The 22,788-nt window shown below is 57.8% G+C and carries 20 protein-coding genes and 1 tRNA gene; 12 read left to right on the top strand and 9 right to left on the bottom strand.

Annotated features, from left to right (window positions below; all coding sequences use genetic code 11):
* The first annotated feature begins 66 nt into the window (after positions 1-66).
* The 4 genes from IOD40_RS04105 to IOD40_RS04090 all read left to right on the top strand — a co-directional run bounded on the left by IOD40_RS04105 (position 67) and on the right by IOD40_RS04090 (position 4,565).
* Complete coding sequence (locus tag IOD40_RS04105) at positions 67-1,473, top strand: GGDEF domain-containing protein (protein ID WP_198474612.1); 1,407 nt, start codon at positions 67-69, stop codon at positions 1,471-1,473.
* A 112-nt stretch (positions 1,474-1,585) separates the two neighbouring features.
* Positions 1,586-2,347, top strand: a complete 762-nt coding sequence (locus IOD40_RS04100) for a 3-hydroxyacyl-CoA dehydrogenase (RefSeq protein WP_198474610.1) — start codon at positions 1,586-1,588, stop codon at positions 2,345-2,347.
* A 94-nt stretch (positions 2,348-2,441) separates the two neighbouring features.
* Complete coding sequence (locus tag IOD40_RS04095) at positions 2,442-3,644, top strand: metalloregulator ArsR/SmtB family transcription factor (RefSeq protein ID WP_198474608.1); 1,203 nt, start codon at positions 2,442-2,444, stop codon at positions 3,642-3,644.
* Positions 3,645-3,767: 123 nt separating this feature from the next.
* Positions 3,768-4,565, top strand: coding sequence for a TrmH family RNA methyltransferase (locus IOD40_RS04090; RefSeq protein ID WP_198475309.1), 798 nt, complete (start codon positions 3,768-3,770; stop codon positions 4,563-4,565).
* A 5-nt stretch (positions 4,566-4,570) separates the two neighbouring features.
* Here IOD40_RS04090 and IOD40_RS04085 read toward each other — a convergent pair whose 3' ends face one another.
* Together IOD40_RS04085 and IOD40_RS04080 are read right to left on the bottom strand one after the other, a co-directional pair.
* Positions 4,571-5,704 carry a coiled-coil domain-containing protein gene (locus IOD40_RS04085; protein WP_198474606.1) on the bottom strand — a complete coding sequence of 378 codons (1,134 nt, stop codon included), beginning with the start codon at positions 5,702-5,704 and terminating at the stop codon, positions 4,571-4,573.
* Positions 5,705-5,826: 122 nt separating this feature from the next.
* Entirely contained in the window at positions 5,827-6,414 is a 588-nt protein-coding gene (locus IOD40_RS04080) for a DUF1134 domain-containing protein (protein ID WP_198474604.1), read from the bottom strand.
* Between the two features lie 275 nt (positions 6,415-6,689).
* Between IOD40_RS04080 and chpT the strand changes: the two genes are divergently transcribed.
* Both chpT and IOD40_RS04070 read left to right on the top strand, forming a co-directional pair.
* Complete coding sequence (gene chpT / locus IOD40_RS04075; protein WP_198474603.1) at positions 6,690-7,319, top strand: histidine phosphotransferase ChpT; 630 nt, start codon at positions 6,690-6,692, stop codon at positions 7,317-7,319.
* 116 nt (positions 7,320-7,435) lie between these two features.
* Entirely contained in the window at positions 7,436-7,804 is a 369-nt protein-coding gene (locus IOD40_RS04070; RefSeq protein WP_198474601.1) for a response regulator, read from the top strand.
* A 127-nt stretch (positions 7,805-7,931) separates the two neighbouring features.
* On the opposite strand, the gene ctrA is transcribed toward IOD40_RS04070, so the two are convergent.
* Positions 7,932-8,627 carry a response regulator transcription factor CtrA gene (gene ctrA / locus IOD40_RS04065; protein ID WP_198474598.1) on the bottom strand — a complete coding sequence of 232 codons (696 nt, stop codon included), beginning with the start codon at positions 8,625-8,627 and terminating at the stop codon, positions 7,932-7,934.
* Between the two features lie 432 nt (positions 8,628-9,059).
* Here ctrA and IOD40_RS04060 point away from each other — a divergent pair, with 432 nt between their 5' ends.
* On the top strand, positions 9,060-9,437 hold the full coding sequence (locus tag IOD40_RS04060) for a flagellar export protein FliJ (RefSeq protein WP_198475307.1): 378 nt from the start codon (positions 9,060-9,062) through the stop codon (positions 9,435-9,437).
* A gap of 182 nt (positions 9,438-9,619) precedes the next feature.
* Here IOD40_RS04060 and sciP read toward each other — a convergent pair whose 3' ends face one another.
* The gene (gene sciP / locus IOD40_RS04055) at positions 9,620-9,895 is read right to left on the bottom strand and encodes a CtrA inhibitor SciP (RefSeq protein ID WP_024849925.1); all 276 of its coding nucleotides are present in this window, start codon (positions 9,893-9,895) and stop codon (positions 9,620-9,622) included.
* 266 nt (positions 9,896-10,161) lie between these two features.
* On the opposite strand from sciP, the gene mnmA reads away from it, so the two are divergent.
* Positions 10,162-11,352: a tRNA 2-thiouridine(34) synthase MnmA gene (gene mnmA, locus IOD40_RS04050; RefSeq protein WP_198474596.1), complete on the top strand. Its 1,191-nt coding sequence runs from the start codon at positions 10,162-10,164 to the stop codon at positions 11,350-11,352.
* A 56-nt stretch (positions 11,353-11,408) separates the two neighbouring features.
* Here the strand turns inward: mnmA and IOD40_RS04045 are convergent, their stop codons facing one another.
* Positions 11,409-12,362 carry a Gfo/Idh/MocA family protein gene (locus tag IOD40_RS04045; protein WP_198474594.1) on the bottom strand — a complete coding sequence of 318 codons (954 nt, stop codon included), beginning with the start codon at positions 12,360-12,362 and terminating at the stop codon, positions 11,409-11,411.
* A gap of 166 nt (positions 12,363-12,528) precedes the next feature.
* Between IOD40_RS04045 and IOD40_RS04040 the strand changes: the two genes are divergently transcribed.
* From IOD40_RS04040 to IOD40_RS04030, 3 genes are all read left to right on the top strand, one after another.
* Positions 12,529-13,173, top strand: a complete 645-nt coding sequence (locus IOD40_RS04040; RefSeq protein ID WP_198474592.1) for a glutathione S-transferase family protein — start codon at positions 12,529-12,531, stop codon at positions 13,171-13,173.
* 248 nt (positions 13,174-13,421) lie between these two features.
* A tRNA-Met gene (locus IOD40_RS04035) sits at positions 13,422-13,498 on the top strand.
* A gap of 105 nt (positions 13,499-13,603) precedes the next feature.
* A complete protein-coding gene (locus IOD40_RS04030) occupies positions 13,604-13,888 on the top strand; it encodes a PRC-barrel domain containing protein (protein WP_198475305.1) in 285 nt (94 codons plus the stop codon).
* Positions 13,889-13,948: 60 nt separating this feature from the next.
* Here the strand turns inward: IOD40_RS04030 and IOD40_RS04025 are convergent, their stop codons facing one another.
* Both IOD40_RS04025 and IOD40_RS04020 read right to left on the bottom strand, forming a co-directional pair.
* Positions 13,949-15,565, bottom strand: a complete 1,617-nt coding sequence (locus tag IOD40_RS04025) for a globin-coupled sensor protein (RefSeq protein WP_198474590.1) — start codon at positions 15,563-15,565, stop codon at positions 13,949-13,951.
* Between the two features lie 303 nt (positions 15,566-15,868).
* Complete coding sequence (locus IOD40_RS04020) at positions 15,869-16,993, bottom strand: 5-methyltetrahydropteroyltriglutamate--homocysteine S-methyltransferase (RefSeq protein ID WP_198474588.1); 1,125 nt, start codon at positions 16,991-16,993, stop codon at positions 15,869-15,871.
* A gap of 266 nt (positions 16,994-17,259) precedes the next feature.
* Between IOD40_RS04020 and IOD40_RS04015 the strand changes: the two genes are divergently transcribed.
* Entirely contained in the window at positions 17,260-18,144 is an 885-nt protein-coding gene (locus IOD40_RS04015; protein WP_198474586.1) for an SH3 domain-containing protein, read from the top strand.
* Positions 18,145-18,489: 345 nt separating this feature from the next.
* Here the strand turns inward: IOD40_RS04015 and IOD40_RS04010 are convergent, their stop codons facing one another.
* Together IOD40_RS04010 and IOD40_RS04005 are read right to left on the bottom strand one after the other, a co-directional pair.
* The gene (locus IOD40_RS04010) at positions 18,490-21,585 is read right to left on the bottom strand and encodes an efflux RND transporter permease subunit (RefSeq protein ID WP_198474584.1); all 3,096 of its coding nucleotides are present in this window, start codon (positions 21,583-21,585) and stop codon (positions 18,490-18,492) included.
* The gene (locus IOD40_RS04005) at positions 21,582-22,706 is read right to left on the bottom strand and encodes an efflux RND transporter periplasmic adaptor subunit (protein WP_198474583.1); all 1,125 of its coding nucleotides are present in this window, start codon (positions 22,704-22,706) and stop codon (positions 21,582-21,584) included. Before IOD40_RS04005 ends, IOD40_RS04010 begins: the two co-directional genes overlap by 4 nt.
* Positions 22,707-22,788 lie beyond the last annotated feature (82 nt).

Here is a 22,788-nt window from a genome sequence, read left to right as displayed (position 1 = left end):
ATTAGTTAACTCTTTTCAAGTAACGCTCAACAATGATCGGCCTTGAGGATCTACGGAGTTAGCAGAATGAAGACGTCCCCAAAGACGTATTCGGTGGAATTTCTATCCAAGCCACTGACTGATGTCTTACTGGTGGCGACAGTTGTTTTCACCGCCTCGCTTTTCGGGATCCTGTCACGCCCTGTCGGCTTTCTAGCGGCAATATGGCCAGCCAATGCGATCCTCCTCGCGATGATGGTTCGCAATCCGCGTTTGTCGACCCTGACCAATTGGCTCGCTGCGTTTGTCGCGTTCATTGCAGCTGACCTGATCACTGGTAATAATTTCGATATCTCGCTTCGGCTGACTATTGCGAACATCGTCGGAGCGGTCGTCGGATATCAACTCTTCATGCGACTCGCGCCAGAAGACCGCGAATTGTCCCGCCCGATCTCAATCGTGTGCCTGCTCGCAATATCCGTACTGGCCGCAGCAAGCGCCGCCGCAGTCGGCGCAGGCGCAGCATTGATGCTGTTCGAGCGCAGCTTGATTGTCGGCTTCACCAGCTGGTTTACGACCGAGTTGGTGAACATGCTGATCATCCTACCCCCAATACTGACGTGGCAAGGGATACCGGATTGGCTCCGAGGCCGCCGTCACTATACCTTCTTTGAAGCGCTGCCCGTCATCTCGCTGGTCGTGCTCACCCTTTGTTCGCAAATCATTGGCGGGCCCGGCGCCTTTGCCTACCCGATTCCGGCACTTATCTGGTGCGCCCTGAGCTATAGCCTCTTCACCACGGCCACCCTCACGCTCTGCTTCAGCGTCATCCAGATCATCGCCCTCGTCCACGGGTTCCAGTACGTCACCCTGAGGGATGACCCACTGGCAGCAAACATCTCGCTCCGCATCGCTATCGCGCTCATCGCGCTTGGCCCTTTGGCCGTAGCCAGCGTCAACGCCGCACGTGAAGAACTCCTCGAACGCCTTAATCACGCTGCAACCTTCGATTCGCTCACGGGGGCGCTTTCCCGTGGTACATTTCTAGAGCGCGCGGAAGCGATGCTTATCAACGCAAACGGCTCCGTCGCGGTCCTGATGCTGGACGTCGATCACTTCAAAAGCATCAACGACAGATACGGTCATTTCGTGGGAGATCAGGTTCTCGCGCAGGTTGGCAATGCTGCAATGAAGGCTACTCGGCCGGGCGACTTGTTTGGCAGACTCGGCGGTGAGGAGTTCGCCGCTATCCTGCCAGGTGTGTCAGAAGAGGAAGCATTGGCGGTTGCCGAGCGGATCAGGCTGGCGATCGAAAGTGTGAGAGTGCGCCATCCGGATGGTGCCATTGTCAGTACATCAGCCAGCCTTGGGCTTTCTCTGAAGTCTCCCGGCAACACCGAGAGTTTCCTCAATCTCCTGTCCCGTGCCGACGACGCGCTCTATCTGGCGAAGGAGCGCGGCCGCAATTGTATTGAAATTAAACTCGCCGCCTGATCCGGGAAAACCGCAAACGTGTCAAAATGAGGCGTGCACTTGTTTCGCGGCGACGTTGGCCGTTAAGATGCGACATTGTTCTTCTCTATAACAATTCCGCGGAGGAATCTTTATGAACCCATCGGGACAGGTAGCAGTCGTAACGGGTGGCGGATCGGGCCTTGGCGAGGCAACCGCTCGCGCTCTGGCGGCCAAGGGTGCCCAAGTCGCATTGTTCGACGTCGCTATCGAAAAAGCTGAGGCGGTTGCGCGCGACATTGGCGGCATTGCGGTCAAATGCGACGTCTCCAGCGAAGTCGATGCTGAAGCAGCATTTGCTGAGGTAGCCTCGAAGCTTGGCGATGCCCGCATTCTTGTCAATTGCGCAGGTATTGGCTTGGCTGCACGCACCACAAACAAAGAAGGCGCGCACTCGCTGGAAGTCTTCCGCAAGGTTGTGACGGTCAACCTCCTCGGCACTTTCAATATGATCCGCCTGTTTGCAGTTCGCGCTGAGAAGCTTGACCCGGTTGAACGAGAAGAGCGTGGCGTGATCGTCAATACTGCTTCCGTTGCTGCATATGACGGCCAGATCGGCCAAGCGGCCTATTCTGCCTCAAAGGGTGGTATTGTCGGCATGACCCTGCCGATCGCTCGTGATCTGTCGCGCTCAGGCATTCGTGTCATGACCATTGCACCGGGCATTTTCCGCACGCCGCTGCTTGCAGCGCTGCCTGAAGAAGCACAGCTCTCGCTTGGCCAGCAGGTTCCGTTCCCGTCACGTCTGGGCGATCCAGAGGAATATGGCGCGCTCGCCCTGCACATCGTCGAAAATCAGATGCTGAACGGCGAAGTGATCCGCCTGGACGGCGCGATCCGTATGGCACCACGGTAAAATCTTCGGCCGGCGGTGGTGATAAAACACCGGCCGCCGGCGCCTAGAGATTGACAGCTCATATCCATCCCGAAAGTAATATGAGCGAAGGATCATGACAGATACGAAGAATGACCGCCTGCAACCCGTCGACGAACAGGCGATCCGCCTGGCGAAAACGTTGCTTAGAACAGCCCGTTATGCTGCGCTCGCATTTCTCGATCCGAAAACCGGGCATCCGTCGGTCAGCCGAGTCGCGATGGCGACGGACATAGACGGGGCCCCCATTATCCTGATTTCAGCTCTTGCTGCGCATACACGTGGCCTTCTCGCCGACCCGCATTGCTCACTCCTTGTTGGGGAGCCTGAGAAGGGCGATCCCCTCGCCTATCCACGGATGAGCCTTAGCTGCGTTGCGAGAAGGATTTCTGACGAAACGGATCTTCCGCGTGCACGACGCCGGTTCCTGTCGCAGAACCCGAAGGCAAAGCTCTACTCATCTTTTCCCGATTTCGCCTTCTTCCGTCTCGAACCTGTTCGGGCCCAACTAAATGGTGGTTTTGGCAAGGCTTACATAATTTCCCCCGACCAGTTCATTGTCGCCATGCAAGCGCTTGATGAATTTTCGGCATTAGCAGAAGAGGCCATGCAACAGCTAAATCGGAATCATCCAGATACGCTTGCGCTTTTCGCTCAGCACTACGGCAAAGCTGCGTCACCTTTGCCCTGGAAGATCACCGGAATCGATCCGGATGGATTTAATCTATGTTCGGGAGATCATGTCCTTCACATCCCCTTTGATGCACCTGTTTACATGGCGTCAGAACTTCGAATGAAATTAGAGAATATGGCTGACACTGTGCGGGTGGGAGGGCCTGCTTCTCTATTAGCTCTTGTCAATATCAGCCAAAATGCGCTATCTGTATACACGGCGCGCTCGCCCCGCGCTTCTTCGTACATCAGCGCCACTGCCCCCCTGGTAGCTGATGCTTGGTGCGATTGTGGGGGAATAATGGTTTCGTTGGAACTAGTACATAACGCCGACTCCGCGGCGCAATTCTTGTCGGCTATCGGCAACGGAAAGCGGTTTGCGATCCTGTGCCATCTTCTGGAGGGAGAAATCTCCGTCGGCGACCTCGCCCAGAAGGTGGAGCTTAGTCAGTCAGCCTTGTCACAACACCTCGCCAAGCTACGCGCCATGGGAATTGTAACCACACGGCGCGACAGGCAGATGATCTACTACTCGACCTCATGCGAGAAGGTACGGATGGTCCTGCTGACCCTCGACCAGTTTTTTGGCGACAAGCAAGCCGCGTGATCGACACAATTAGCGTCATCCTCGGAGCTTGAGCCGCAGAGAAAACCCGTCAGGCATTTCACCTTTGCGCACTGTCAGCTATGGGTGCGCAATCGTGAAAATTTCGCTTGAGACATGATGCCTGTGCAGCCAGTTCCGATCGTCGACCCCGATGATCCGCGCGTCGAAGCTTATCACGCCATCCGTGAGCGCGATCTCATCGGACGTCAGGGCATGTTCATTGCCGAGGGCAAGGTCGTCCTGAACGTGCTGTTCGCGGCGAAGCGTTACGAAGTCTTCTCCGTTCTCGTACTCGAATCCCGGCTGGCTGGCATGGCTGAGACGCTGTCGCGAGCGCCAGCGCATGTTCCGGTCTACGTTGCTTCGCAGGCCGTCATGGACAAAATCGCCGGTTTCCACATTCATCGTGGAATACTGGCACTTGGCCGCCGCGGCCCCGAGATCGGACCCGACGAGCTGCTGCTCAACCTTCCCGACAATGCACTCGTCGTCGCTATGGTAGGAATATCCAATCACGACAATGTCGGTTCAATTTTCCGCAATGCCGCATCCTTCAATGCTGATGCGGTTCTGCTGGACCAGACTTGCTGTGATCCACTTTATCGGAAATCCATACGTGTGTCCGTCGGTGCCGCCTTGAAGGTCCCGTTCGCCTACGCAGGAAGCGCTGAAGCGCTTTCTCAAGCGCTTGATCGGCATGGCTTTCGGCAGGTCGCGCTCGCACCAAAAGGAAAGCACGAAATCACTTCCCTGCCCCCGGCGAAGAAAAACGCTCTCCTCTTGGGAAGCGAGGGCGACGGCCTGCCGCCGCATCTGATACAGCGTCTCGATACGGTCCGTATCCCGATGTCGGATAGCTTTGATAGCCTTAATGTCGCCGCTGCCTCAGCAATCGCACTTCATCGACTGTGGCGCGGCTAAAGCGATCAGCTCGCCTTACGCTTTGCGGAGGGCGTTTGTTGAAGCAGGCGGATACGGTCGGCCAGGCTGATGCCGCTAGCCTGCCCTTCATTGGCGCCGCCTTCCGAGAGAATGCGAGAAATCGGCGAATCCGGCCCTTCGACCCGTAGCGTAAGCGCAACGACCTCCGCCGCAAGCTCGCTTATCTGACTGCGCAGCCGGTCGTTTGCCTGCGAAACAGAAGCGACGTCGAGCCCTTCCCGGCGCAGCTTGCCCAATTCACTGCGGATCTCACGATTTTCCGCGGTAAGCACCGATATACGCTCTTCCAGAGCTGCGCGCTGATCCTGCTCCTCGCGCAACTCAATTTGCAGCGCGCGATCCGACTTGCCATCGCTCTTCCGCTTTTCCTTGAGCCGTGCCAGTTCACGCTCGCGCCGCTCAAGCTTCTCTTCGAGCTCGGCAAGATTCTTTGACAGCCGGTCAACTTGCTTCTGCAGGGACGTCGCCTTCTTCTGCGCCTCCGCAGTTTCAACCTTCTGTGCCTTCAGATCGGCGGACGCCTCGCGCGCCTGCTGCTCAGCCTTGTTGCGGTCGTTCTTGGCCGTAGAGAGATCTTGCCGGACCTGCTCGATCTTCGCCTCCTGCGCCACAAGCTCAATCTGCCTGGTTGAGGCAGCAAAACTCGCTTCGTCATACATCTCTGCGAGCTTGCTGATCTCGGCCGCCTTTTCGTCGATCAGGCGCTCCTGTGTCGCAAGCCTCTCTCCCAAGGCCTCGATCTCGTGAACCCTGCTCGACAAAGCCTGCTCGAGTTCACTGGCGCGCGCGACCAGTTCTTCGATCTTCTCGATGCGCTCAGCACGTTCGCGGGTCAATTCTCTGATCTCCTGGTCGCGCCGTTCGGCTTCGAGGCTAGCCTCGATCTCACGCTCTTTGAGAGACTTGATCGTCATCTCGAGCTTACGGATCTCCGCAGCTGCTTCGGCGCGAACCATATCCTTTTGCGCTCTGATCTCGTTGAGCTTCAGAGGCATCGACGCCTCGATCCGGCGCCGCGTGAGATCTACCGCGCGCTTCCAGATCGCAGGCGCCACCAGCACTGCAATGAAGGTCGCCGTCAGGAAGCCCAGAATGAAGAAGAGCGCAGTCTGGATCACGATTATCCGTCACTCCATGCCACGCCCGACAGGCGCGGCTCCTAGCGCTCTATGTGCCACATTCGCGCATGTGGAATCCAGCGCCGTGCGCCGCGTTCAGACGAATTACGCCGAACCGTGACCTAGAATGGGTTCCAGGTCGGGCGATCCGTCAGCTTCAGATATCCGACATTGACGCCAAGACGCGCGCCGAGACCCGTGCGGACCGGGACAAGCAATGTGTTGCCGTTTTTCAGAACGTTGAATCCAACGCCGGCGACGACGTAAGCCGAGCCAGCCACACCGCCGTAACGGTTATAGAGATCGTGCAGACCATTAAGGTTGTAGACCAGGATCATCACGCGTGAACCCTGGCCACCAAAATCCCAGCCGATCGATGGCCCCTGCCAGAAAACACCGTGATCGCCAACGTTCTTCGTGTAAAGCGTGCCTTCGCCGTAGGTCAGGCCTCCGATCAAGGCGCCCGACCCCTCTTCGCCCAAAATGTAGCCATTTGGCAGCCCATAGGACGAGAATATCTGCTCGATGCCACCGGCGAGGCCACCGGAGGTCGCCCCGAAGAACTGATGTCCTGAATCAACAATTTCCTGAACGGAATAGGTCTCGCTTGTTGTCTGGGCCGATGCCGGTGCCGTCACAGCAACGACCATCGCAAGAAACGCTCCGACTGTCAGCCGAAACAGCTCACGAGGGAAAAGCCTGAAGGACATGATTTCCATTCTCCTTTGTCGGGCGGAACCGGCGGATCAATCCGTCGGCAAATCAACTACACCCACTCGCCGAACCAGGAAAAACTAAGGCCGAAACCTTATCCAATCATTAACCATTCACTAAGAGGCTCATCCGCGCGCTGTCGTGCCATTTCCTTGTTCCCGAAGCAGCGCTGTGTAACCAATGTGCGACCGCCCGGCAGGTGATTCGCCAAGGTTCAATTTGGCTGCGCTCTCCGGACTTCGATTTACTTCGCTAAGAGGGATCTGACTCGATGGCCGACATTCTCACCCTTTCCGCGCCGGAACTTGCAGCGCTTCTCTGCAGCAGGGTGTGCCACGACATCATTTCTCCCGTTGGAGCAATTAATAACGGGCTTGAGCTGCTTGATGAGGGTGGCGCGGACGAAGACGCAATGCGCCTCATTCGCAGCAGCGCCAAGAACGCCTCCGCGCGTCTGCAGTTTGCGCGACTGGCTTTCGGAGCTGCCGGCTCTGCCGGAATGCAGATCGACACAGGTGATGCCGAAGCTGTCGCAAAATCGTTCCTTGCCAACGAGAAGCCGGAATTCGAATGGAGCGGCGGCAGGGCATATCTGCCCAAGAATAAGGTCAAGCTACTACTGAACCTTATCCTGATTGCTAATGCAGCGATTCCGCGCGGTGGCAAGCTCTCCGTCGAGTTGCACGATCTCGAGACCGCGCCGCGTTTCACGCTTGTAGCAAATGGCCCGATGGTGCGTGTACCCGCTCGCTTCCTGGAGCTGCACTCCGGGGTGAAGCCTGAAGAGCCGATCGACGCCCACGCCATCCAGCCCTACTACACGATCCTGCTTGCGCGCGAGGCCGGCATGACCATCAACATTCGCGCTTCGGCAGAGGAAATCACGCTGACAGCCGAATAGGCTCTGCTGATCCGTTAACAGCATTTTCAGCACGCCCCTTACGTCGTTGTTTACTTCAGCGGCCTAGACTCTCCTGATGCCGGGTCGCTCCGGCATAGGACGCGGGGGTGTGCCTAATGAAGCGCTGTTTGATCGTTGACGATTCATCCGTCATCCGCAAAATCGCCAAACGCATCCTGGCGAGCAGTGACATGCACGTCATCGAAGCTGCAGACGGGCACGAAGCCCTCGCACACTGCGCGGCAGATCTGCCGGACATCATCGTCGTCGACTACGGCCTGCCAGATATCGATACGATCGAGCTCATTCGACGCATAGCGGCGATGCCAGCTCCCAAACGCCCTCAGATCCTCATCTGCGCGATTGAATTCGATGTAGGACTGATCATGAGGGCTAAGCGTGCGGGCGCGCAAGGCTACATCCTCAAACCATTCGACCGTAATCAACTGCTTGCCAGCTTCCGCGAAATGAGCGCGGCGGCCTGAGCGGCTGTGCGAAACGAAAACGGGCCACTGACCTGGTCAGCAGCCCGTTGAAAAGCATTCCCTGGACGCTCGTCTCAGCGACCGTCCATCGTGCAAGGGACGTTGACGATCGCCCCGATAGATCCGGTTAGGCGCTTTCGCGCATATCCTCAGGCTCGCGCAGCACATAGCCACGGCCCCAAACAGTTTCGATGTAGTTCTGTCCACCGGATGCTGCGTCGAGCTTCTTGCGCAGCTTGCAGATGAAGACGTCGATAATCTTCAATTCCGGCTCGTCCATACCGCCATAGAGGTGGTTGAGGAACATTTCCTTGGTCAGGGTCGTGCCCTTGCGCAGCGAGAGCAGCTCCAGCATCTGGTATTCCTTACCAGTCAGGTGCACGCGCTGGCCGCCAACTTCAACAGTCTTGGCGTCGAGGTTCACCATCAGATCGCCAGTGGTGATGACCGACTGTGCATGCCCCTTGGAGCGACGCACGATAGCGTGAATACGCGCAATGAGCTCGTCCTTGTGGAACGGCTTCGTCATGTAGTCGTCGGCACCAAAACCGAGGCCACGCACCTTGTCCTCAATACCTGCCATACCGGACAGGATCAGGATCGGCGTCTTGACCTTCGACAGACGCAGCGTGCGCAAAACCTCGTAACCCGACATGTCCGGCAGGTTAAGGTCCAGCAGGATAATGTCGTAATCGTAGAGCTTGCCAAGGTCGACCCCTTCCTCGCCGAGGTCGGTGGTGTAGACGTTGAAGCTCTCCGATTTGAGCATCAGCTCGATGCTCTGTGCCGTCGCACTATCGTCTTCAATGAGCAGAACGCGCATATATGTCCCCTTTCCCGCCGCGAATCCGGGTTAGGCCAGCGTCCGGTGTCGGAACGGTCATTGCCTGAATCGGATACTGCCACATAATGGTTAACAAAATCTGATTCAGCTTTGCAAGCGATATTCGTTCGCGTCAGCTACCGGCTGCATCCCTTTGATAACCAAGGCAAATCTCCAGGATCGACTTCTAACGTACTAGTTTAACATCTGTCGCCAAGCTCTTCATCATGAGTCACTTTGCGACGGTGAACGGCCTCGGCGTCTTTACCCGCCCTTAAGCCCTTTCACGTATGATTAACAATGCGCGTAAACGAATGGTTACCGCGCGATAGAGTTCTTAGTAATTTGTTTCCGGACTCGTTTCAGTCCGAGGGGGCAGAGTCGGCCGGTATGCCATGTTTGGTCAACCGGTGCGTGCAGGAGTAGCGAGTGATGAAGTCACGTGAGAACCTGGTTCGGCTGAAGCAGTTTCAAGTCAATGAAAAGCGCAAGCAGCTCGCGCAATTGGATATGATGATCGCCGATTTTGATCGGATGGCCACAGAATTAGAACTGCAGATCGCATCGGAAGAGAAGAAGGCTGGGATCACTGACGAGAGCCACTTCGCCTACCCAACCTTCGCCAAGGCAGCGCGCCAGCGGCGGGACAACCTTCTCAATTCCCAGGCAGACCTTCGTCAACAGCAGGAAGCAGCACGCGCTCTTCTTGAGGAAGCGGAGGCAGAGCTGGAGCGGGCCCAGATGCTGGAAAGCCGTGACGGGCGCGGTCGTGAGGCGGATGCGGTAGATCGTTCAGCAATGATCGGCTGACCCTACCCTGAAGATCTTTCTTAAAAAGCCGGCGTCTCGCCGGTTTTTTTATGGGCTCAGGTCAGGGCATGCACAAAAAAACCCGGCGAGCGCCGGGTTTGATTGTCACTTCCTCAGATCCTTGTGTTTCCACTTCGGAACTGAAAGCCCGCGAGCTTGCCGTTGATGGCGTCGCGAGATGGCTAGTGCCGGTATTGCTGGATCCGCGTTGTGCGCAGTCCCGCAAGCCCATATTCGTCAATGGAAGCCTGCCAGGACAGGAATTCTTCCACAGTCAATTTATAGCGCTGACACGCTTCCTCCAGGCTGAGCAGCCCGCCGCGAACGGCTGCAACTACTTCTGCCTTTCGGCGGATCACCCATCTCCTCGTATTGGACGGAGGAAGATCAGCAATCGTAAGCGGGCTGCCATCTGGTCCGATGACATACTTGACCCGCGGCCTAACCAGATCGGTCATGGTACTCTCTACACAAACTCAAGGACCCAATCACGGAGAAGTTAGCGCGACGGCTTTAAAATTTGCCTAAGCGCTCGCTAAGGCATAGGTAACGTTTATGAATCCCCCGTTAGGTTTTAGGGGTGGAATTGAAACAAATTGAAATGAGCTGGCTGCAGCTGATTTGGCAGGCCCGGTCTGTGCTTGACCTATGGTGCCAGCGGAGTCATTAGCGTCATGACAGGAAGGAGGAGCAGCCTCGCCCCCTTGTCAAGGATAGTTTCATTATGAACAGCCTAGACCTGCCCCGACGCCCCGAAGACACCCGCGTTGTCGTTGCCATGTCGGGTGGCGTTGACTCATCCGTCGTCGCAGGCCTTCTCAAACAGGAAGGCTATGACGTCGTCGGAGTGACGCTTCAGCTTTACGATCATGGCGCAGCGGTCCACCGCGCCGGCTCCTGCTGTGCAGGCCAGGACATTGATGACGCGCGCCGCGTTTCTGAAACGCTTGGCATTCCGCACTACGTCCTTGACTACGAACAGCGCTTTCGTGAAGCCGTCATCAATCCTTTTGCGGAAAGCTACGTGGCAGGCGAAACGCCGATCCCCTGTGTCGCTTGCAATCAGACCGTAAAGTTCGCTGATCTTCTGTCGACGGCTCGCGAGCTTGGCGCAGATGCCCTTGCAACTGGCCACTATGTACGCTCGGCCCCGAACGGCGCACATCGCGCGCTCTACCGCCCGGTCGATGCTGATCGCGACCAAAGTTATTTCCTTTTTGCGACCACTCAGGAGCAGATTGATTTCCTGCGCTTTCCGCTTGGCGGCATGTCCAAGCCGCAGGTGCGTGAAGCAGCTCTTGCGATGGGCCTTTCCGTTGCCGACAAGCAAGACAGCCAGGACATCTGCTTCGTCCCGCAGGGCAAGTACACCGACATCATCGCCAAGCTGAAGCCTGCCGCTGCAACCCCAGGCGACATCGTTCATATCGACGGACGCATCCTCGGCCAGCATGAAGGCATTTTGCGCTACACCATCGGCCAGCGGCGCGGCATCGGCATTGCTTCCGGCGAGCCACTCTATGTGGTGCACCTAGATGCCGACAACGCCCGCGTCATTGTGGGCCCGCGCACTGCGCTGGAGACGCACAAGCTGTACCTGCGTGACGTTAACTGGCTTGGGGATGGCAGCATCACCGATATCCCGGAAAGCGGGATCGAGCTTTACGCCAAAGTTCGCTCAACCCGTCCGCCCCGCCCCGCAATCGTTCACCAGCGCAGTGGCACTGTCTGGGTGGAGCTTGCGGACGGCGAAAGCGGCGTCGCTCCCGGACAGGCATGCGTTCTATATTCTCACGACGGCGACAATGCGCGCGTCTACGGTGGCGGCTTCATTGAACGCACCGAGCGCGGCGCTGAGGCGGAGGAGATGTTGATGCGCCTGACCGCTTCACCGGCGATGCACCGAACGGCTTGAGCCCGTAACGTCGCCGAGAATTGCCAGATGGCCGCCGCGTGGCGGCCATTGCTTTTTCAATCGTGATTGATTGAACCTGCAGTAAGAATGCGCAGGACGTTGACGGCCTCTTCGCCGCCCGTTCGCGGCTCTGCGCGCGTACCGATGCAATCGATGAAGTGATCCAACTCACGCGTCAGCGGCATGCCCGAGGCGACCTCGGCGTAATTCGGCTCGTTCATCGTGAACGCCCAATGGCCGCTGTCCTGCCACACCGCATGGCGGTAGATCGCCAGCTTGCGGTCCCATGGCTCCATATCATCGAAGACCGCCATTGCCTTCGTGCCGACGACGGTGAGCCGGCGCTCGCGGTAGGGATTAAGCCGGGATGCAAAGAGGTGGCTCTTCAGACCGCCCGGGAAGCGCATATGCAGATGGGCGAAGTCAGACAGATGATCGAGGACCGCTGCCCCCTCGCCCCGAATCTCCGTCGGTGCAGACTCCGTAATGGCGAGAATCATCGAGAGATCATGAGGCGCCAGATCCCATAGCGCATCGCTTTCCGTATGGAACTTGCCGAGGCCCAGACGGTGCGAGTGGATATATCGCACAGTGCCGAGTTCGCCGTCATCAATCAGCGCCTTCAGCTTCTCGAACGCAGGGTGGAAGCGCAGGACATGGCCGACCATGAAGATCCGGTTATTGGCCTTGGCTGCCGCAACAGCGCGCTCAGCGTCCGCCACGTTTAGGGCTATAGGCTTCTCAACCAGAACATCCTTGCCGTGCTCGACCGCCTTGATTGCGTTCTCTGCATGAAACTGCGGCGGCAGAGCCATGACGATAGCATCGACATCATCGCGCTTGAACAACTCCTCGGGCTCCAGGAACAGGCAGTCCTGCTCGCTGGCAAAGCCTTCGGCCCGGGCGATATTGGCGTCCGAGACGGCATGAAGCGCGCCCAGCGATTTGAGCGTGCGGATGTGATTGGAGCCCCAATAGCCGCATCCGAGGACTGCGATACGCGGTTTCATATGCTTTTATACCGGCAAATTCGTTCGCCGAGACATAGTCGGGTGGTCGCTCTAACTCAACCCCCGGCAACCACCGAAAGATCGACGCCTCGACCGGAGCGAATGCTGACAGATCGTTGTCAGCAAGGCTGGCGCATACTCGCCTCGTATTCTGGGAGAAAATCCGATGTTGAAATTCTACCATGCACCATGGTCGCGTTCATCGAGCATTCTCTGGCTCCTTGAGGAGCTGGAAGCAGACTACGAACTCATTCACATCGACATCCGCGCGGAGAGCGGAGTGCCAGAAGACTACCGAAGCATCCAGCCGAACAAGAAGGTACCAGCGATTGAACACGAAGGCGTTATCATCACCGAACGCGCGGCCATCTCGATCTATCTGGCTGACAGGTTTTCAAAGGCCCGACTCGCCCCTTCACTAGACGCCCCTGAGCGTGGCCCATACCTGACAATGACAGCCTACCTGTCTGCCGTGCTCGACCCGTGCATAACCATGCGAGCCCAAGGCCTCTCCTACAGCAGCAACGACCACGCATTCGGCACATTCGATGACATGGTCACTTATCTCGAACGTATCCTGCAGCAGCGCCCCTATGCGGCGGGAGGCGCTTTTACTGCCGCAGATATCCAGCTGGCATCCAGCATCGAATTCACCATGAATGTCATCAAGGTCCTTCCGCACCGCACTGCCTTCGCCGATTACCTTGAACGCATTGGCGAAAGACCAGCACTCACCCGTGCGCACCGACTGGATGCAGAACTCGCCGCGACGGTGCCAGCGCTGCAAAAGCTGATGCCACAGTTGAAGTAAATCAGGTGTTTCATGTTCGCGCCGACCGATTCGCACATACTGACGAATGCAGTTCAGCCGTCTCCTTTTCAGGAGCGCTCAACCTCTCCCCGAGCCGCGTTTTTCGGCCCCCTCTTTGCGCGATCCAACAAAAGCTGGAAAATCTTGGAACTTCCGTCGGAGAGCGCTTGACAGTCCTGCCACCCCCACCGTATATCCGCGCCACCTTCAAGGTTGCCCCGGCCCAAACAGCCACGCAACCCTGCCGTGGCGGAGTAGCTCAGTCGGTTAGAGCAGAGGAATCATAATCCTTGTGTCGGGGGTTCGAGTCCCTCCTCCGCTACCATTTTCCAGCCAGAGTTTTTTTTAGATAGTTTTCCGCATCAGATCTCCGGGAACGTTTTCGGCTCGCCGGGGGTTGGTCATTCCAGAAACCAAGGAGTCTGGAATGATGGATCACAGCAAGCATGAACGCCTGCGCGCGGATGAACTCAATGAGGACATTCTGGTAGGCGCAACGATTTACGGCCCTGAGGACGAGAAGATCGGGTCTGTTTCGCACCTGCACGGAAACAGTGTCGCGATTGATGTCGGTGGCTTTCTCGGCATCGGGTCAAAACGCATTGCCGTTCCGGCAGGCCAGCTTGATTTCATGCGCGACGAAAGTGGCGACGTGCATGCAGTCACAAGCTGGACTAAGGACGAACTGAAGGCGATGCCAGAGCATCACGACTGATCCTCTAGCCAGCCGGCAAGTTTATGGCGCGGTCGTTTGGACCGCGCCGCAAGCGATCCCTTAGAACTCTGCCCAGTTCGCGTCTTCTTCAGCGTCGATAGCCTCTTGTACGGCACGGGAGGAGCTTTGGATCAGCGCTTGAACGGGGCGGTTGCGCGTTGCGCTGCCACGCGGTGACGCTTGGGGCTCCTGCGATTGCCTTTGCTGCGCTCGCGGACGCTCGGCAACGCGGAAGCGTTCCAGCGTGCCTGACAGTTCGACAGCCTCGGCCCTCAACCGCTTTGACTCAGTAGAAGTCTCCTCGACCATTGCAGCGTTTTGCTGCGTGATCTTGTCGAGGTTGGCGACTGCCGAATTGACTTCGCCGATTCCGCGCGACTGCTCGGCGGCAGCACCGGCTATGCCATTTACCAACGCGTTGATTTCGCTGATCCGCTCGACAATTCGATCAAGCGCTTCACCGGTTGCTCCAACCAGCGAGACACCAGAGGCGACGTGCTCCTCGCTGTTCGTGATCAAGGCCTTGATCTCCTTCGCCGATTCGGCACATCGCTGAGCAAGGCTTCTGACTTCCTGCGCAACGACTGCAAATCCTCGTCCGGCCTCCCCTGCCCGCGCGGCCTCGACGCCTGCGTTAAGTGCGAGGAGGTTGGTTTGGAATGCGATTTCGTCAATGACACCGACAATCGCGGCTATCGATTTCGACGACGAGTTGATCTTCGCCATCGCATCAACGGCTTCGGCAACCACACGTCCGGATTCCTGTGCCTCCGACTGTGTCTCGCCGACGGTATTCGCGGCCCGCGCTGCATTGTCAGCGGTGGTGCGCACGCTCTCGGCAAGTTCATGCAAAGCCGCGGAGCTCTCTTCAAGGCTAGAGGCCTGCTGCTCCGTGCGCTTCGATAGATCTTCAGCGGCGTTGGCGATCTCTTCCGTGCCGCCGACGATGGCGCGCGAAGTAGCGCGAACGTCTGCGATTACATTGTGGAGAGCATTGACGGCCTGATTGAAGTTGTCGGCCATGCCGACAAATTCCTGCGGAAGATCCGTCGCCAGGCGCTTTTGCAGATCCCCCTCTGCGAGCTGGTCGAGAGCTGCTCCCAGCTTCTCGAGAGCGGCAAGGCGATCCGCCTGCGCCCGCTGCTTTTCAGCCTCCGCTGCGGCCCTCGCTTCGGCAAGCTCATCCAGATAGACGGAGATGGCGTAGTCCATATCCATCATCGCCGCCTTGATGACGACGCCGACCTCCTTGGCAATCCCTGCGGCCTTGCTTCTGCCGAAGGGCGTCGGCCAGCGATGCTGCAGGACCGACGTGACGAGCTGCTCAACCAGCAAAGCGTAACCGCCAATATACCAGCGAGGCTCCAGGCCAAGACGCGCATGGGCCTTGCCGACAGCAGTCACGCCGGCAACGTATCGCTCGTCAAACTCGGCATTGGCAATCAGCGACCAGTGCGATTCCTGTCGCTCTTTCGCAGACTGCAGATGGCGTTCATCGTTAAAGAAGCGGGCGGTTTGCGGGGTTGATCGCACTCGTTCGTAAAAGACTGCCAGCGAGGGCCCGATCGATTCGTCAATGACGCCCTTGAGGCCACGAAGGCGGTCGCGGGATGCCGGGTCCAAACCGATAAACTGCAGGCGCTCGCGCAGGGCACCCATATCGTACTGCTGGCTCATAAGTCGCTCCGATCAAGACATCCTGATGCATTCTTGCGAGACAGCTCCAGATGTCCGGAAGCGCAGCGAAACTTGCCGACAAAAAATCCGCCCATATGGCTCTCCCCCACCCAGAGAGTTTGGCAGTCGCAACTGCCGCATATGAGCAATCATTAATCTTATTGGTAACTTAAATATTAATACCTAATACAACCAGAAATAGTATGTTCCTGTTACTTACCCGAACACGCGCCGGAATAAGAGACGCCCGGCTGAACCGGGCGCTTCATTCTCGGAAATATCTTCAGTGTCGTGCCCAGAAGATCAGGCGGAACCCCATACTGCTTCCGCGGTGCGGACAACGAGGTCCAGCTTACGCTTCTGATCGTCCTCAGTGATGGTATTTCCTTCCTCTGTGGAAGAGAAGCCGCACTGCGGAGCGATGCCAAGCTGGTCAAGGTCCGCATATTTCGACGCTTCATCGAATTTGCGCTTGAGATCATCAAGGGCCTCGAGCTCGGCGGTCTTGGTCGTGATGAAGCCCGGGTAGACACGCTGCTTGCCCTTTGCGAGCAGACGCAGTGGCTCAAGCCCGCCAGCGCGATCAGTGTCATACTCCATGAAGAACAGATCGACGCCGGTCTTGTTGAAGATCGCGTCAGCGGCCGGATCGTACGCACCTTCCGCAACCCAGGTCGATTTGAAGTTGCCACGGCACATGTGCATGCCGATGAGCATGTCGGACGGACGGTCCTTGATCGCCTCGTTCATCATCCATGCATAACGGTCGATCAGCCAGTCCGGATCGATGCCTTCCTGCTTCTTCTGCTCACGGATGTTCGGATCGCAAAGATAGGCGAAATAGATGTCGTCCATCTGAAGGTAGCGACAGCCAGCATCGTAGAACGCTTTCACAGCTTTGCTGTATGCCTTCGCCAGATCTGCCAGCAGCAACTCCAGATCGTCCCGGTAAGGCTGATAGCTGATATCGTCCTTTGCAACGCGGAAATGGCAGCAGCTCGGTCCCGGGATCGAGATCTTCGGCGTGACTTTCGTTTCTGCGGCGAGGAATTTGAAGTGATCCAGCATCGGATGATCTTCGGAGAAGTCGACCGGACCGGTGATCGTCGGGAAGATCGGACGGGTATTGGCGCCCTTGAAGTGAATGCCGGTAATCGCATCACGTTCGACGAACTTGAAGCCGACAAGATCTTGCATAAAATCGTAGTGCCAGAATGAGCGGCGGATCTCGCCATCCGTGACGATCTTGAGGCCTGCCTCCTCCTGAAGCTTCACAGCGTCGCGGATTGCGTCATCTTCGACAGCTTTCAGCTCCTCCGCAGTGATCTCGTTTGCCGCAAGACGCTTACGCGCGTCCTTGACGCTCGCAGGGCGCAGAAGCGAGCCAACATGATCAGCGCGGTAGGGTGGTGGAGTAAGCTCAGACATGGTCGAATCCATTCTTGTAAATATGGAGCACCCGTTCGCGACTCCCATGTCGCAGGCAGGTGATACGCCTTCATCGCGGGCGGAACGTCAGATGTCAATATGACATAAAGGAATGTTTATATGCTTTTTCGACAACTCTGTATCGATCTTCCAACCTCTTTTGGAGACACGATCGGCAGGGTTGCGTGGACAGCCCACAAATGGCCATATTGCTGCCCTGAAGCGCGATAGCACTCTTCGGGACATCCTAGGTAAATCGGTCGACCATGCTACGCCTGAAGACATTGTTTGCAGCTTCATTGCCGTCCCTGCTGGTAAGCACAGCGCTTGCCCAGGCACCTCTGGGTCCCGGCCCCGCAGCTATTTCCGGACTTGCCGTCGACGACCTGCTGAACATTCGCGCGGAAGCATCCCCCCTCGGAAAAGTCATCACGCGCATGCCCAACGGCTCACTTGTCGAGCTGTTCGAGTGCCGGATGTTCAACGGTTATGAGTGGTGCCGCCTGACGCCGGCCGAAAACCCGGAGGTTTCCGGATGGGCACCGGCACGTTACCTCTTGGCGCTTGAGATCCCTGGCAGCGAGAATACAGAAGAAACGCAGAGCGGAAGTGAGCCCCTCACGGACGGAGCCACGGACCGCGTGCAGGCCGCTGGCGAGAGTATGCTTCCTCTTGGCCTTGAGGAGCGCTTCAGCAGCGAGCCGAACACACCTGGCGGGTGGTCGGAGCAGGATGTGGCGGCGGTGCAGCAACTTGCTGATCGCCTGCGCCCGCCTGACGCAGCGCCCCTGCCCTCTACGGTCGCTGCTGTTCCCATTCCCGCGCCGCGCGAGGGCGGTACGGACGACGATTCGGCGTCTTCCTATTCTCCGCCTGTCGAGGCGCCAACCGATGTGCCCTGTGCCCGCTACACCGGCCAGCCTATGCAAAGCTGCGCGGTCACGGTGGCAAAGATCGATGACGCGAATTCGGATGTAGCGGTTTTCTTTCCTGATGGAGGATTCCGCCTGATCGAGTTTCGTGAAGGAAAGCCGACCGGCTCGAACGGTGAAGCTGATCTGCGCGCTACGCGAGAGGGTACGCTCAACATCATTCGCATCGGCAAGAGCGAGCGGTTTGAAATCCTCGATGTCGTGCCGTATGGCGGTTGAGCAGGAGACGCCGAAACGCAGCTCTTCGGTGGACATGCGCAGCTTGCAAACCTCCCATGCACTTTAGAAGGTTGCGATCCTCAGGCCGAGAGGATAGGTCAGTGTCACTGACGATCTACCTCCTCCCAGAGAGTCAGTATCGAATGCAGACACCTCCTCCCGTCTGCATTTCAGATCAGGCCTGCCGAACCTCCTCCCTCGGCAGGCCTTTTTCTTTTCGTTCCATGCTCCAATAAAATTGACCCGCCGCGCGGCGAGACCGGCGTGCCTGCCTGGCATCTTCGTGCCCTCGCGCCGGCCATAAAAAAAGCCCGCACTCCGCGGGCTTTTCGAAGGTTGAAATCATCAGGCTCGGGTGCTCTCCACCGCCTGACTTGGACGATGGGAAACCGGAGCTTCATCGTCTTCATGCGCGAGCTCCTTACGCGCGATGAACGTATAGAACATCGGCACCACGAACAGCGTGAAGATGGTCCCGATGATAACGCCGGTGAAAATCACAAGGCCCATCGAATATCGCGCAGCAGCTCCCGCACCAGATGCGATGATCAGCGGGACAACGCCCAGTGACATCGCCGCCGTAGTCATCAGGATCGGGCGCAACCGGACCTTCGCCGAAGCCACAATTGCCTCGAACCGCCCCATCCCGTGTTCCTCACGCTGCTGATTGGCAAATTCTACCATCAGAATGCCGTGCTTCGTTATGAGCCCAACCAGCGTGATGAGGCCCACCTGCGTGTAGATGTTGAGCGTCCCCAAACCAAGGTTCAGCGGAACTATCGCACCAAAGATGGACAATGGCACCGACATCAAAATGATGAGCGGGTCGCGGAAGCTCTCAAACTGTGCTGCGAGAACGAGGTAGATGACAACCACCGCCAAGGCGAACGCGATCAGGATCGTGTTGCCTTGCTCGATCTCCAGTCGCGACTGCCCGGAATAGTCGATGAAAAAGCCGTCCGGGAGCAGTGGACGCGCAATGTCTTCAATGACTTTCAGACCATCACCCGTGGTGACGCCGGGCATGGGGAGCGCGGAGATAGTTGCCGAGTTCAGCTGGTTGAACTGTTCGATTGCTGCGGCGCTCACCCCGGTCCGGATCTCGACAACCGCCGACAACGGCACCATCTCGCCGGTTACGCTGCGAACGAAGAAATCGCCGAGACGCTCCGGATTATCCCGGTACTCCTGCGGCACCTGCATGATGATGTCATAGGAATTGGAATCGCGGTCGAACTGTGCGATCGCACCACCGCCGACAAGCAGGCTGAGGGTTGTTCCGATGTCTCGGACCGGCAGGTTCAACGCAGCTGCGCGATCGCGATCCACAGTGACGACAACCTGTTGCGCATCGAATTTCAGGGAGTTCTGCACCACAATGAAGCGGCCGCTCTCCTGTGCCTTCTGGCGGATCTGCTCTGCGACTTCATAGACCCGGCTGGACTCACCCGTCGACTGGATGACCATCGAGATCGGCAATCCCCCGCCCGCACCCGGCAATGATGGTGGCGCAAAAACAAGCGCTTCGACACCCGCAACCTTGCCAAGACGGCCCTGAATGTCCTGCTGAATCTCCTTCTGCGACCGGGTGCGATCCCCCCAATCCTTGAAAGCCCATACCGCGATGCCGGAATTGGTCGCGCCACCGAACCCGACGATCGAGAAGTTGGCATCAAGCTCCGGCAGATCCTTGGTCAGTTCCCGCATCTGATCGACATACGCCTTGGTGTAATCCGTGGTCGCATAAGGCGGCGCGGTGATCAGCGAGAACAGAGCACCCTCGTCCTCTTCCGGCGCAAGTTCGGTCGAGGTGTTGAAGAACAGGAACCCGGTCAGGCTGACCAGCACGATGACCATCAGGAGGGTGACCGGCCGATATTTCAGCGAGCCAGTCACCAGCCGCTCATAGCGTCCTGAGACCCGATCGAACGTGTTGTCGACGATCTTCTGGAAACGGCTGTGATTGCCGCGCCGCAACAGGCGCGCCGACATCATCGGCGTGATCGTAAGCGCGACGACGCCGGAAATGATTACTGCTCCGGCAAGAGTCATTGCAAATTCCCGGAACAGGGAGCCTGTCAGGCCACCGATGAAGGCCAGCGGCGCGAAAACTGCCGCCAGCGTGATGGTCATCGCGATTACAGGACCAGTAATTTCCTGCATCCCGACGAACGCGGCCTGCTTGGGGCTAAGCCCGTCCTCGATGTGGCGGTGAATGTTCTCTACCACCACGATCGCGTCGTCGACGACAAGGCCAATCGCCAACACCATCGCCAGCAGCGAGAGCAAATTGATTGAGTAGCCCAGCACGAAGAGGATGAAGCAGACGCCGATCAGCGACAGCGGAATCGTCACAATGGGCATCAAGACCGATCGGAACGACCCGAGGAAGAGGAGAATGATGACGATAACGATGATCACCGCTTCACCGATGGTCTTGAACACCTCCTCGATCGACGCACTGATGGATTCGGTTGCGTCGTAGACGAGCGACAGTGTCATGCCGTCAGGCAAGCTGGCTCGAATTGCAGGCAACTCGTCAATGACCGCCTGAGCCGTGTCGAGGGGGTTTGCACCGGGCGTCGGGAAGATGCCGAGGAACGTGCCGGGCTCACCGTTAAAGTTGACGATGGTGTCGGAATTTTCCGCCGCGAGCTCGATCTCGGCAACGTCGCGCAGCCGCACCACCTCATCGCCCTGCGCCTTGACTGGCAGCGCTCCAAACGCATCCGGCGTCTGCAGCGTCGACTCCATCGTGATCGAGTATGCAACATACTCGTTGCGCGTCTTACCAGGGGCCGCGAGGAAGTTTGCCGCGTTGATACCGGCGAGAACCTCTGTGGCGGTAAGACCACGGGCAGCCAGCTTTATCGGGTCGACCCAAACGCGCATCGAATAGTTCGCTGCGCCCATAATCTGGACTTCGGCGACGCCGGGAATCGTCGACATTCGCGGTCGAATAACGCGCTCAAGGTACTCTGTGACCTGTTCGGCGGTCATATTGGGATTTTGCATCGCCAGGTACATCGTGGCGAACTGCATGCCCGTGCCCTTCACGATGGTCGGATCTTCCGCTTCGGACGGCAACTGGCTGCGAACCTGCTGAACCTTGGACATCACCTCGGTGAGCGCGATGTCAGGGTTCGCACCAAGGCGCATTTGCACAGTCACCACGCTGGCCGAAGGCCGGCTCTGCGAGGTGATGTAGTCCACGTCCTCGGTCGTCGCTACTGCGGCCGAAATCGGCGATGTAATGAAACCCTGGATCAGGTCAGCGCTGGCACCAGGATAAACCGTGGTAATCGTCACCACAGTCTCCTCAACCTCCGGGTACTGACGTACCTGAAGATTGAACAGGCCCTGGAAGCCGAGGAGCAGGATGAGAAGCGCCAGGACGGTCGATAAGACCGGGCGCCGGATGAATATGTTTGAGAAACTCATTGCTGCGCCGCCTGGTTGGACCCGGAAAAGCCATTCGCAGGATTGAGCGTATTATCAATCTGGACAACCGAACCGTTGTTCAGGCGGTTCTGGCCGGCCGTAACAATGACATCGCCTTCGCTCACACCTTCACGGATCTCAGCGCCGGCGCCTGAACGACGCCCAACCTCGACGAAAACCTGACGGGCTTCGAGCTTTTCTTCATCGCCCTCGGCTTTGTGCACAACGTAGACGTAATCGCCGTAAAGGCTTGTAACAATCGCCGTCTGAGGCAGAGAGATGATGTTCTCTTCGTCCGGCTGAATGACATGCACACGCGCAAACTGACCGGGGACGAGCTTGCCGCCATCGTTTTCCACTTCGGCACGCACCGACACAAGGCGGCTTGCAGGGTCCACTTTTGGATCGATACCGATGATCTCGCCGGCAAACTCTTCGTCTTCACCCTCGACAGTTGCACGGATCTTCTGGCCAATTGAGAGCAATCCCAGCGTCTGCTCAGGCACCGTGAAGTCAGCATACATCCGGCTCAAATCCTGCAGCGTAGCCACAGCGACGCCCGGGGAAAGATACTGCCCCTCATTGATGCGCGGAATGCCGATGGTGCCATCGAAGGGCGCACGGAGCTGCTTCTGGCGCAAAGCCGCTTCAAGTCGCTCCACCTGAGCGGCGGATGCGGCGGCCGCTGCTTCGGCAGCTTGCAGCGCCACATTCGAACCGACCTGCCGATCGCGCAGTTCGACGGTGCGGGCGAGAGTCTGACGATCCAGATTTGCCTGTGCCTTGGCCGCCTCAAGATCAGCACGCTGGATCGAATCATCAAGCTGTACGAGCATGTCGCCCTGCGACACCTTCTGGTTCGCAGTGAAATTCAACGAGGTGACGATGCCCGTCGCTTCGACGGTCAAGTCCACGCCTTGGCTAGCGCGCACTGAACCTATCGCCTCGATGACGGGGGTCCACTTGTCGGCTTTAGCTTCGACAGTCGAAACGGAGACAACCGCAACAGGCATATTGGCGAAGAAGTTCTCGATCGCCTGATCCCGAAACCTGTTGAAACCGACGAGTCCGCCGACAACTACCGTAAGAAGAATGATCGCGATGACGAGGCGTTTGATCATAGGGGGACGCTCGCTGGTTAAACGGTGGGAACAGCAAAGACCTAGATTGACACTCTTTCGGCCTTACGCAAGTGGATGCGCG

Source organism: Aquamicrobium zhengzhouense (assembly GCF_016124105.1).
GTDB lineage: Bacteria > Pseudomonadota > Alphaproteobacteria > Rhizobiales > Rhizobiaceae > Aerobium > Aerobium zhengzhouense.
This window is presented reverse-complemented; position numbering and strand designations above follow the sequence as displayed.

Coding starts and splice junctions, on each gene's coding strand:
- ctrA (WP_198474598.1), bottom strand. CDS start 8,627: ATGCGCGTTCTGCTCATTGAAGACGATAGTGCGACGGCACAGAGCATC.
- IOD40_RS04005 (WP_198474583.1), bottom strand. CDS start 22,706: ATGATCAAACGCCTCGTCATCGCGATCATTCTTCTTACGGTAGTTGTC.
- IOD40_RS04030 (WP_198475305.1), top strand. CDS start 13,604: ATGGATCACAGCAAGCATGAACGCCTGCGCGCGGATGAACTCAATGAG.
- IOD40_RS04015 (WP_198474586.1), top strand. CDS start 17,260: ATGCTACGCCTGAAGACATTGTTTGCAGCTTCATTGCCGTCCCTGCTG.
- chpT (WP_198474603.1), top strand. CDS start 6,690: ATGGCCGACATTCTCACCCTTTCCGCGCCGGAACTTGCAGCGCTTCTC.
- IOD40_RS04025 (WP_198474590.1), bottom strand. CDS start 15,565: ATGAGCCAGCAGTACGATATGGGTGCCCTGCGCGAGCGCCTGCAGTTT.
- IOD40_RS04070 (WP_198474601.1), top strand. CDS start 7,436: ATGAAGCGCTGTTTGATCGTTGACGATTCATCCGTCATCCGCAAAATC.
- IOD40_RS04010 (WP_198474584.1), bottom strand. CDS start 21,585: ATGAGTTTCTCAAACATATTCATCCGGCGCCCGGTCTTATCGACCGTC.
- IOD40_RS04095 (WP_198474608.1), top strand. CDS start 2,442: ATGACAGATACGAAGAATGACCGCCTGCAACCCGTCGACGAACAGGCG.
- IOD40_RS04020 (WP_198474588.1), bottom strand. CDS start 16,993: ATGTCTGAGCTTACTCCACCACCCTACCGCGCTGATCATGTTGGCTCG.
- IOD40_RS04060 (WP_198475307.1), top strand. CDS start 9,060: ATGAAGTCACGTGAGAACCTGGTTCGGCTGAAGCAGTTTCAAGTCAAT.
- IOD40_RS04045 (WP_198474594.1), bottom strand. CDS start 12,362: ATGAAACCGCGTATCGCAGTCCTCGGATGCGGCTATTGGGGCTCCAAT.
- IOD40_RS04080 (WP_198474604.1), bottom strand. CDS start 6,414: ATGTCCTTCAGGCTTTTCCCTCGTGAGCTGTTTCGGCTGACAGTCGGA.
- mnmA (WP_198474596.1), top strand. CDS start 10,162: ATGAACAGCCTAGACCTGCCCCGACGCCCCGAAGACACCCGCGTTGTC.
- sciP (WP_024849925.1), bottom strand. CDS start 9,895: ATGACCGATCTGGTTAGGCCGCGGGTCAAGTATGTCATCGGACCAGAT.
- IOD40_RS04105 (WP_198474612.1), top strand. CDS start 67: ATGAAGACGTCCCCAAAGACGTATTCGGTGGAATTTCTATCCAAGCCA.
- IOD40_RS04040 (WP_198474592.1), top strand. CDS start 12,529: ATGTTGAAATTCTACCATGCACCATGGTCGCGTTCATCGAGCATTCTC.
- IOD40_RS04100 (WP_198474610.1), top strand. CDS start 1,586: ATGAACCCATCGGGACAGGTAGCAGTCGTAACGGGTGGCGGATCGGGC.